This is a genomic window from Streptomyces sp. NPDC054840 (assembly GCF_053611065.1).
Map to the genome: position 1 here is coordinate 1 of NZ_JBSGZP010000309.1, position 8264 is coordinate 8264.

The 8264-nt window shown below is 71.9% G+C and carries 8 protein-coding genes and 1 pseudogene; 5 read left to right on the forward strand and 4 right to left on the reverse strand.

Features of this window, described 5'->3' with window-relative positions; translation table 11 throughout:
- Nucleotides 1-52: 52 nt before the first annotated feature.
- Nucleotides 53-610: a TetR/AcrR family transcriptional regulator gene (locus ACWGIU_RS21535; protein ID WP_453708110.1), complete on the reverse strand. Its 558-nt coding sequence runs from the start codon at nt 608-610 to the stop codon at nt 53-55.
- 95 nt (nt 611-705) lie between these two features.
- Here ACWGIU_RS21535 and ACWGIU_RS21540 point away from each other — a divergent pair, with 95 nt between their 5' ends.
- Together ACWGIU_RS21540 and ACWGIU_RS21545 are read left to right on the forward strand one after the other, a co-directional pair.
- Nucleotides 706-1293, forward strand: a complete 588-nt coding sequence (locus tag ACWGIU_RS21540) for a DUF2867 domain-containing protein (protein ID WP_453708111.1) — start codon at nt 706-708, stop codon at nt 1291-1293.
- A 4-nt stretch (nt 1294-1297) separates the two neighbouring features.
- Nucleotides 1298-1487 (forward strand): annotated as a pseudogene (locus ACWGIU_RS21545) (site-specific integrase); the annotation flags it as partial.
- Nucleotides 1488-1565: 78 nt separating this feature from the next.
- Here the strand turns inward: ACWGIU_RS21545 and ACWGIU_RS21550 are convergent.
- Nucleotides 1566-2327 (reverse strand): phosphoglyceromutase, encoded by a 762-nt coding sequence (locus tag ACWGIU_RS21550; protein WP_319724882.1) that lies wholly within the window; start codon nt 2325-2327, stop codon nt 1566-1568.
- Nucleotides 2328-2481: 154 nt separating this feature from the next.
- Between ACWGIU_RS21550 and ACWGIU_RS21555 the strand changes: the two genes are divergently transcribed.
- Nucleotides 2482-3789 (forward strand): MDR family MFS transporter, encoded by a 1308-nt coding sequence (locus ACWGIU_RS21555; protein WP_453708114.1) that lies wholly within the window; start codon nt 2482-2484, stop codon nt 3787-3789.
- A gap of 30 nt (nt 3790-3819) precedes the next feature.
- Here ACWGIU_RS21555 and ACWGIU_RS21560 read toward each other — a convergent pair whose 3' ends face one another.
- Nucleotides 3820-4305, reverse strand: coding sequence for a type III secretion system chaperone family protein (locus ACWGIU_RS21560; RefSeq protein ID WP_030768078.1), 486 nt, complete (start codon nt 4303-4305; stop codon nt 3820-3822).
- On the reverse strand, nt 4298-5668 hold the full coding sequence (mshA, locus tag ACWGIU_RS21565) for a D-inositol-3-phosphate glycosyltransferase (protein ID WP_453708116.1): 1371 nt from the start codon (nt 5666-5668) through the stop codon (nt 4298-4300). The genes ACWGIU_RS21560 and mshA overlap by 8 nt, the downstream gene beginning before the upstream one ends.
- A 230-nt stretch (nt 5669-5898) precedes the next feature.
- On the opposite strand from mshA, the gene ACWGIU_RS21570 reads away from it, so the two are divergent.
- Nucleotides 5899-6720: a class I SAM-dependent methyltransferase gene (locus tag ACWGIU_RS21570; protein ID WP_453708118.1), complete on the forward strand. Its 822-nt coding sequence runs from the start codon at nt 5899-5901 to the stop codon at nt 6718-6720.
- 262 nt (nt 6721-6982) lie between these two features.
- On the forward strand, nt 6983-8032 hold the full coding sequence (locus ACWGIU_RS21575) for an NlpC/P60 family protein (protein WP_453708120.1): 1050 nt from the start codon (nt 6983-6985) through the stop codon (nt 8030-8032).
- Nucleotides 8033-8264: the final 232 nt, after the last annotated feature.

Genomic DNA, 8264 nt, shown 5'->3' on the forward strand with positions numbered 1-8264 from the left:
GTCCGAGTTCCCTCGGCCGGGGCCTTTCGCATGCGTGCGCGGGGGTCGGCGGCTACCTGAGCAGCCAGTTCCGGGTCAGCTCCATGACCTCCGCGCGGGTTCGGGCGCCGTGGTCGACGTGGATGAAGTGCTCGCCGATCCGCAGTGAGTAGGCGAGCAGGCAGCGAACCTCCACGTCGTCCTCGTCGGGGCAGATGGCGCGGAACAGCGAACGCAGGTACTCCATGCGCCGGTTGTCGGTACGCCGCACCCGCTGAGCGACGTCCTCGTCGCGCCGGGCCCAGTCGCGGATGGCGAGGTCGGCGGTGGTGCCCAGGACCGGCCCGTCGGCCGACGAGGCGATCGCGAACAGCCTCTCCAGCTTGGCGCGCGCGTCTCCCCCGCCGCTCTCGACCTGCTCGATCACGGCCTCGGCGACCTCGTGCTCCCAGGTGTCGAGCATCTCGGTGAGCAGCGCGCCCCGGCTGCCGAAGTACCCGTAGAAGCCGCCCTTGCTGACACCGAGCGCCTGCGCCAGCGCCTCGACGCGGACGGCCTCGGGGCCGCCGGCGGCGAGCGCCCGCAGCCCTTCCTCGATCCACTTTTCGCGCGGTGTACGGGTCGCGCCCATGCTGTGCTCCTCCTCACAGGGCCCCTGTCTATACGGTGCCGTATAGACAGGGCTAGCCTCGATCTATACGGCATCGTATAGACAGGGGCCGACCGATGAGACTCCCCAAGACCGCGCACACCTCCCGTCCCTGGCGGATCCACGAGATCGCCGGTGACTTCCAGGTCGAGGACGTGTGGGCGCTACCGACCCCGGGCGGGCCCGACGACCTCGCGCGCCTGGTGCGCCAGTTCGCGGGCGGCACGGGGGATCCCGTCCCCTCCCCCGTGGCCCGCGTCCTCTTCGCGGTCCGCCGCGGGCTCGGCAGGCTGTTCGGCTGGGACAGACCCGACGGCGGCCTCGGCACCCGGGTCGGGACCCTGCGCGACCGCCTGCCGGCCGACCTCCGCGAGGGCGAGCGGGGCCCCGACCTCCGGTCGGCCCCGTTCACCTCGGTCTTCCAGACCCACGACGAGTGGGCGGCGGAGTCCGCCAACCGGACCATGCACGGGGTGCTGCACATCGGCTGGGTCCCGGACGGCAACGGCGGCCACCACGGCCAGATGACCGTCCTGGTGAAGCCGAACGGCCGCCTCGGCGCCCTCTACATGCTGGGCATCAAGCCCTTCCGGTACCTCGGGGTCTACCCGGCCCTGCTGCGCTCGATCGGCCGCGAATGGCGTGAGCAGACCGGCGTGAGCTGAGGCCGCGCTGAGGCACTTCTCCGCCTCCGTGCCGCTGGACGTAGGCGCGAGCATCAAGGCCGTGAGTGAGTGACCGGGGGCACTCCGATCCCGGACTCACCTTGAAGGTGTACGCCCACCTGATGCCCGGCAGCCAGGACCGCGCGCGGCAGGCACTCGGCCGGGCTCTGCGGCCGGACGATCCCCCGCGCTGAGGGCCCACAGTGGGCCCCGGGCGGACGAATGCCCCCGATCTGCGCCGTGTGCGCAGGTCGGGGGCATGATCGCTTTTGCTACTTCTTCTTGCCCTGGTTCTTGACGGCCTCGATGGCGGCCGCCGCGGCGTCCGGGTCGAGGTAGGTGCCGCCCGGCTTCAGGGGCTTGAAGTCGGCGTCCAGTTCGTAGACGAGCGGGATGCCGGTCGGGATGTTCAGGCCCGTGATGTCGGCGTCGGAGATGCCGTCCAGGTGCTTGACCAGACCGCGCAGGGAGTTGCCGTGCGCGGCGACCAGGACCGTGCGGCCGGCCAGCAGGTCCGGGACGATGCCGTCGTACCAGTACGGCAGCATGCGCTCGACGACGTCCTTGAGGCACTCCGTGCGCGGACGCAGCTCGTTCGGGATCGACGCGTAGCGCGGGTCCTCGGACTGCGAGAACTCCGTACCGTCCTCCAGGACCGGCGGCGGGGTGTCGTACGAGCGGCGCCACAGCATGAACTGCTCCTCGCCGAACTCCGCGAGGGTCTGCGCCTTGTCCTTGCCCTGGAGCGCACCGTAGTGGCGCTCGTTCAGGCGCCAGGAGCGGTGTACCGGGATCCAGTGGCGGTCGGCGGCCTCCAGCGCGAGCTGCGCCGTGCGGATGGCGCGCTTCTGGAGGGAGGTGTGCAGCACGTCGGGCAGCAGGCCGGCGTCCTTGAGCAGCTCACCGCCCCGTACCGCCTCCTTCTCGCCCTTTTCGGTGAGGTTGACGTCCACCCAGCCGGTGAACAGATTCTTCGCGTTCCAGTCGCTCTCGCCGTGGCGGAGGAGGATCAGCTTGTACGGTGCGTCGGCCATGCGTACGAGCCTAGTGGACGCCCGGCGGCGCTCGCGCGCGGTGCGGGGTCCGGCCGGATTGACGGTGCGCGTCAATCGAGTAGCGCCCGGAAGCGTGCCCCTCGTAATGTGCACGGCGTACGAGTGATACTTACACCGCCCGGGGGGATCCCTTATGTCCGCTGCCCGTTTGGGACAGGCCGCCCGGGAGAGTGTCTCCGGGCTGCCCCGGGCCTTCTGGTGGCTCTGGACGAGCACCCTGGTGAACCGGCTCGGGGCTTTCGTCGCCACCTTCATGGCCTTGTACCTGACCCTGGACCGGGGCTACTCGGCCTCCTTCGCGGGGCTGGTGGTCGCCCTCCACGGGCTCGGCGGTGTGATCTCCTCGCTCGTCGCCGGTGTGATGACCGACCGGCTCGGGCGCCGGCCCACGCTGCTGGCGGCCCAGGCGTCGACCGCCTTCTCGGTGGCGCTGCTCGGCTTCATGGAACACCCGGCGGCGATCGCGGCCGTGGCCCTGCTGGTCGGCATGACCTCGAACGCCTCCCGGCCGGCGGTCGCGGCGATGATGGCGGACATCGTCCGCCCGGAGGACCGCGTACGGGCCTTCGCGCTCAACTACTGGGCCATCAACCTCGGCTTCGCCGTCAGTGCGACGGCGGCGGGGCTGATCGCGGAGTACAGCTACCTGGCCGGCTTCCTGGGCGAGGCCGCACTGACCCTGGCCTGTGCGGTGCTGGTCTTCGTCAAGCTGCCCGAGTCCCGGCCGGAGGGCCCGCCCACCGGTGCGGGGAAGGGGACCGCTGCGGAGCCCGCGATCGGGCTCGGAACGGTGCTGCGGGACGGCCGGTTCATGGGCGTCGTCGGACTGTCGTTCCTGATCTCGCTGATCTTCACGCAGGGTTCGGTCGGCCTGCCGGTCGCGATGGGTGCCGCCGGGTTCTCGCCCGGGGACTACGGGCTGGTCGTCGCCGTGAACGGGCTGCTGATCGTGCTGCTCCAGATCCCGGTCACGGCCTTCATCGAGCACCGCGACCCGCAGAAGCTGCTGGTGATCTCGGCACTGCTGGCGGGGTACGGGTTCGCGCTGACGGCCTTCGCCGGGCCGCTGTGGGCGTACGCGCTGACCGTGTGCGTGTGGACCCTGGCCGAGATCGTGAACTCGCCGACCCAGATGGGCCTGGTCGTGCAGCTCTCCCCGGTGCACGGGCGGGGGCGCTACCAGGGGGTCTACAACCTGTCCTGGGCGGTGGCCTCGCTGGTCGCGCCACTGATGGCGGGCTTCGTGATCGACCGGTACGGGGCAGACCTGCTGTGGGCGGCCACCGGCGTCCTGGGCACGGTGGCGGCGGCCGGCTACTGGCTGCTGATGCGCAGGCTCTCCGCGGGTGACGCCGGTGTCGCCCCGGGTACGGAGAGGGCCGAGGTGGCGGGTGTGGCTCAGGTGGACGCGAAGCCTGCGGCGGCGGCCGGGGTGGCGTAGCCCCCGGGCCCGGGGACGACAGGACAGCCCTCAGGAGGGCCGCGTCAGATGCTTGAAGGCGTCGAGGTTGAAGGTCGGCTCGCCGCGCGAGACCCGCCACTCGTACTCGCGCCGGATCGCGCTCGCGAAGCCCAGCTCCAGCAGCGTGTTGAAGGAGCCGTCCGCCGCCTCCAGGACCGTGCCGAGCAGCCGGTCCAGTTCCTCCGGGTCGACGACCGACAGCGGGAGCCGGGCCGTCAGGTAGATGTCGCCGAGGCGGTCCACCGCGTACGCCATGCCGTACAGCTTGAGGTTGCGCTCCAGCAGCCAGCGGTGGACGCCCGCCTCGTTCTCGTCGGGGTGCCGGATCACGAAGGCGTTGACCGACAGCGAGTGCCGGCCGACCTTGAGCGAGCAGGTGGTGCTCAGCTTGCGGGTCCCGGGGAGCTGAACGACGTAGGACCCCGGCTCGGGGCTCTCCCAGCTCAGCTCCGCGCCGGTGAGTGCGCTCTCGATGATCTCGGCGGTGTCAGCCATGGTGCGAGCGTACGCGACGACGATGATCATGCATGGCCGCGGTGTAGACGTCGGCCGTGCCGCTCGCCGCGGTGTCCCAGCCGAAGAACTGCGCGTGTCGCGCCGCCTCGGCGCCCATCCGGTCGGCGAGCGCCGGCTCGTCCACGAAGCGCCGCAGCTGCCGCGCGTAGTCCACCGGGTCGTGCCCGGGTACGAGGAGCCCGGTCACCCCGTCGTTGACGGCGACGGGCAGCCCGCCGACCTCGGCGGCGAGCACCGGCGTACCGGCGGCCTGGGCCTCTATCGCGACGAGCCCGAAGGACTCGCTGTAGGAGGGCATGACCAGCACGGACGCCGCCCGGAACCAGTCCGCGAGCCCGTCCTGCGCGACCGGCGGGTGGAAGTGCACGAGGTCGGCGATGCCGAGCTTCGCGGCGAGCTTCTGCAGGCCCTCCGGTTTGGCGAGGCCGCTGCCGCTGGGCCCGCCGACGACGGGGACGAAGAGACGGCGGCGCAGCGAGGGGTCCTCGTCGACCATGACGGCGACGGCGCGCAGCAGGATGTCGGGGGCCTTCAGCGGCTGGATCCGCCCGGCGAAGAGGGGGATGACGGCGTCTCGCGGGAGGCCGAGGCGGGCGCGGGCGGCGGCCCGGCCGTCGCCGACCGTGAAGCGGTCGAGGTTCACGCCGGGGTGGACGACGGCCACCTTGGCGGGGTCGGCCTCGTAGTGCCGGACGAGCTCGTCCGCCTCCTCGGCGGTGTTCGCGATGAGCCGGTCGGCGGCGGCCACGATCTGCGTCTCACCGATGACGCGGGCGGCGGGCTCGGGCGTGTCCCCCTCGGCCAGCGCCGCGTTCTTGACCTTCGCCATGGTGTGCATGGCGTGCACGAGCGGGACGCCCCAGCGCTCGGCGGCGAGCCAGCCCACGTGGCCGGAAAGCCAGTAGTGGGAGTGGACGAGGTCGTAGTAGCCGGGGCGGTGGCCGGCCCAGGCCTGCATCACACCGTGGGTGAAGGCGCACAGCTGGGCCGGGAGCTCCTCCTTGGCGAGGCCTTCATAGGGGCCCGCGTCCACGTGCCGTACGAGGACGCCGGGGGCCAGGTCGACCACAGGCGGCAGGCCGCCGGTGGTGGCCCGGGTGAAGATCTCGACCTCGATGTTGATCGCGGCGAGCCGCTTGGCCAGCTCCACGATGTAGACGTTCATGCCCCCGGCGTCACCGGTGCCGGGCTGGTGCAGCGGTGAGGTGTGCACGCTGAGCATGGCCACGCGGCGTGGTTTGCGGTGGTGGCCGACGGCCGGCAGGCGCAGCCGCGGCGGCTCGTGGCGGGTGGCACGGGCGGCGGCGAGGCGGCCACTGAGGCGGGACACGTACTGGCTCAAGGGACCAGTCCTCTCGGCTCGGACGGCGCGCGCACGACGCTCGGACGGCATGACGGACGACATGCCGGACGGCATGACGGCGAGGGCGCGGAGGACGCCCTGCAAGGAGTGCAACCCGGATGGCCGTCCCCCGCATTCCGGGGTGTCCGGTTTTCCTGCGGGTTTCCTCGTAGCCAGTGGTGCGTCGCGGGATTTTCATGGTGTGCGGACCCTCCGCTTACCCTCGGCTCATGGCCTCCCGCAGTACCCCGCCCCCCAGCCGCGCGCCCGGCCGCCCTGTGGGCTCGGTGACGCGCGGGACGACCAATCCGAACCGGTTGCGCCGGATGGACCGCTGGATCGCGGCCACCCACGGGGCCGCGCTGCGGCGCGCGGAGGCGCCGGTCGCGGTGGACCTGGGCTACGGGGCCGCGCCCTGGACGGCGGTCGAACTGCTGGCGCGGCTACGGGAGGCGGCGCCGCGGGTGCGGGTGGTCGGCATCGAGATCGAACCGGCGCGGGTGGCGGGGGCGAAGCCGTACGAGCGCGAGGGGCTGAGTTTCCGGCACGGCGGTTTCGAGGTGCCGCTGGACGGCGGGGCCCGCCCGGCACTGATCCGCGCGGCGAACGTTTTGCGCCAATACGACGAGGAGCAGGTCGCCGAGGTCTGGGCGCGGCTGTGCGGGCGGCTGGCCCCGGACGGGCTGCTGGTGGAGGGGACCTGCGACGAGATCGGGCGGCGGCACGTGTGGGTGGCGCTGGGGCCCGAAGGGGCGCGCACCGTGACGTTCGCGACCCGGCTGGGCTCCCTGGAGCGCCCCTCGGACCTGGCGGAACGGCTGCCGAAGGCGCTGATCCACCGGAACGTGCCGGGCGAGCCGGTGCACGCGTTCCTGCGCGACTTCGACCGCGCCTGGGCCGCGGCGGCTCCGTATGCCGCCTACGGGGCACGACAGCGCTGGATCCGGACGGCGCGGGCCCTGTCCGTCGACTGGCCGGTGGTGGACGGGCCGCGGCGGTGGCGGCAGGGGGAACTGACGCTGCCCTGGGAGGCGTTGCGCCCGGTGGGGTGAACGCGGTGTGCGGGGGAACCGCGGCCCGGAGTGGTCCGTCGAACCGTGCGGGGCCGGGAATGGCGTCCGTTGGGGCGGACAAGATCGGATCGCCGTCCACAAGGCTGTTGCAATTCATCGACTCGTGGCACCATCCCGATGACAGTGCGAAGTTACTGATGAATAGTCAGGTCTGATACGAGGTCTGACTCGGGTGCCTGGGGGGACCATGGGAGCCGCAAGGCAATGGCGAGGCGCAAACTCACTCGTGCTGCTGTGCACGATGGCGATACTGACGGCGCCAGGCCTCGCGACGGGGACGGCGTACGCGGCTCCGGCGGCACCCGCCGCGCCCGCCGCACCGGCGGCTCCGGCGGCCCCTCTCCCCGAACCGGGCGGCAAGTCCCTGGAGCAGGTCCGCAAGGAGATCGAGGAGCTCTACCGGCAGGCGGGCACCGCCACCGACGCCTACAACCTCGCCGAGGCCGAGACCAAGGCCCAGTCGGACAAGATCGTCGAGATCGCCCGTCTCGTCGTCGCCGGCAAGGAGAAGATCACCGACCTGAAGAACCGGGCGGGCGCCGCCGCCCGTGCCCAGTACCGCTCGGGCGGGATGCCACCGGGCGCGCAGCTGGCGCTGAGCGACGACCCGAACCACTACCTCGACGGGGCGGGCCGGCTGCGCCAGGGCGAGAAGGCCGCCTCGGACATGCTCTCCGAACTCGACCGTACCCAAGCCGACTTGGAGCGCTACGCCCAGGAGGCGGGTGAGCGCTGGGCCATCCTGGAGGCCAACCGGATCAAGTCGGAGGACTCCAAGAAGCAGGTCGAGGAGAAGATCAAGGCTGCGGAGGAGCTGGAGAGCAAGCTGGAGGCCGAGGAGAAGGCCCGGCTGATCCAGCTGGAGCAGGAAGCCCAGTACAAGGCACAGACGGCATGGCTGTCGACGGGCGCGATGAAGGACGTCAACGGCGCGGCGACGGAAGCGGGCAAGCGCGCGGTGCAGTTCGCCACCGCCCAGATCGGCAAGCCGTACCAATGGGGCGCCGTGGGCCCGTCGTCGTTCGACTGCTCCGGGCTGACCTCTCAGGCCTGGCTGGCGGCGGGCCGGGGCATCCCGCGCACCTCGCAGGAACAACTGCGGCTGCTGCCGAAGGTCGCGCTGAAGGACATGCGCCCGGGCGACCTGATCATCTACTTCGACGACGCGACCCATGTCGGCATGTACGTCGGCGACGGCGCGATGGTCCACGCACCGCGCCCCGGCCGGAACGTGACGCTGGCGGGCGCGGGCTCGATGCCGATCAAGGCAGTGGTCCGCCCCGACGCGTAGGCCGTCTCTTCCGGATCTCGTCGGGTGAGCCCGGGTCGTCCGGTGCGGCGCCTCGCACGGCGGAGGGACGCCCGTGTACCGGACGTACTCGGGTGCCCCGACAACGCGGCGAAGGGCCGTGCCGGGCGGCCCGGGCCCGGCAAGATCCGGAAGAGACGGCCCAGGGCGTGTTCTAAAAGTAGCGCCGGGCACCCGGCAGGCCGAGCGGGACTTTTAAAACACGCCCTAGCCC

What these genes read in the sequence shown, in the direction of transcription:
- ACWGIU_RS21555 (WP_453708114.1), top strand. Translation starts at nt 2,482, where the DNA reads ATGTCCGCTGCCCGTTTGGGACAGGCCGCCCGGGAGAGTGTCTCCGGG.
- ACWGIU_RS21560 (WP_030768078.1), bottom strand. Translation starts at nt 4,305, where the DNA reads ATGGCTGACACCGCCGAGATCATCGAGAGCGCACTCACCGGCGCGGAG.
- ACWGIU_RS21575 (WP_453708120.1), top strand. Translation starts at nt 6,983, where the DNA reads ATGGCGATACTGACGGCGCCAGGCCTCGCGACGGGGACGGCGTACGCG.
- ACWGIU_RS21540 (WP_453708111.1), top strand. Translation starts at nt 706, where the DNA reads ATGAGACTCCCCAAGACCGCGCACACCTCCCGTCCCTGGCGGATCCAC.
- ACWGIU_RS21550 (WP_319724882.1), bottom strand. Translation starts at nt 2,327, where the DNA reads ATGGCCGACGCACCGTACAAGCTGATCCTCCTCCGCCACGGCGAGAGC.
- ACWGIU_RS21535 (WP_453708110.1), bottom strand. Translation starts at nt 610, where the DNA reads ATGGGCGCGACCCGTACACCGCGCGAAAAGTGGATCGAGGAAGGGCTG.
- ACWGIU_RS21570 (WP_453708118.1), top strand. Translation starts at nt 5,899, where the DNA reads ATGGCCTCCCGCAGTACCCCGCCCCCCAGCCGCGCGCCCGGCCGCCCT.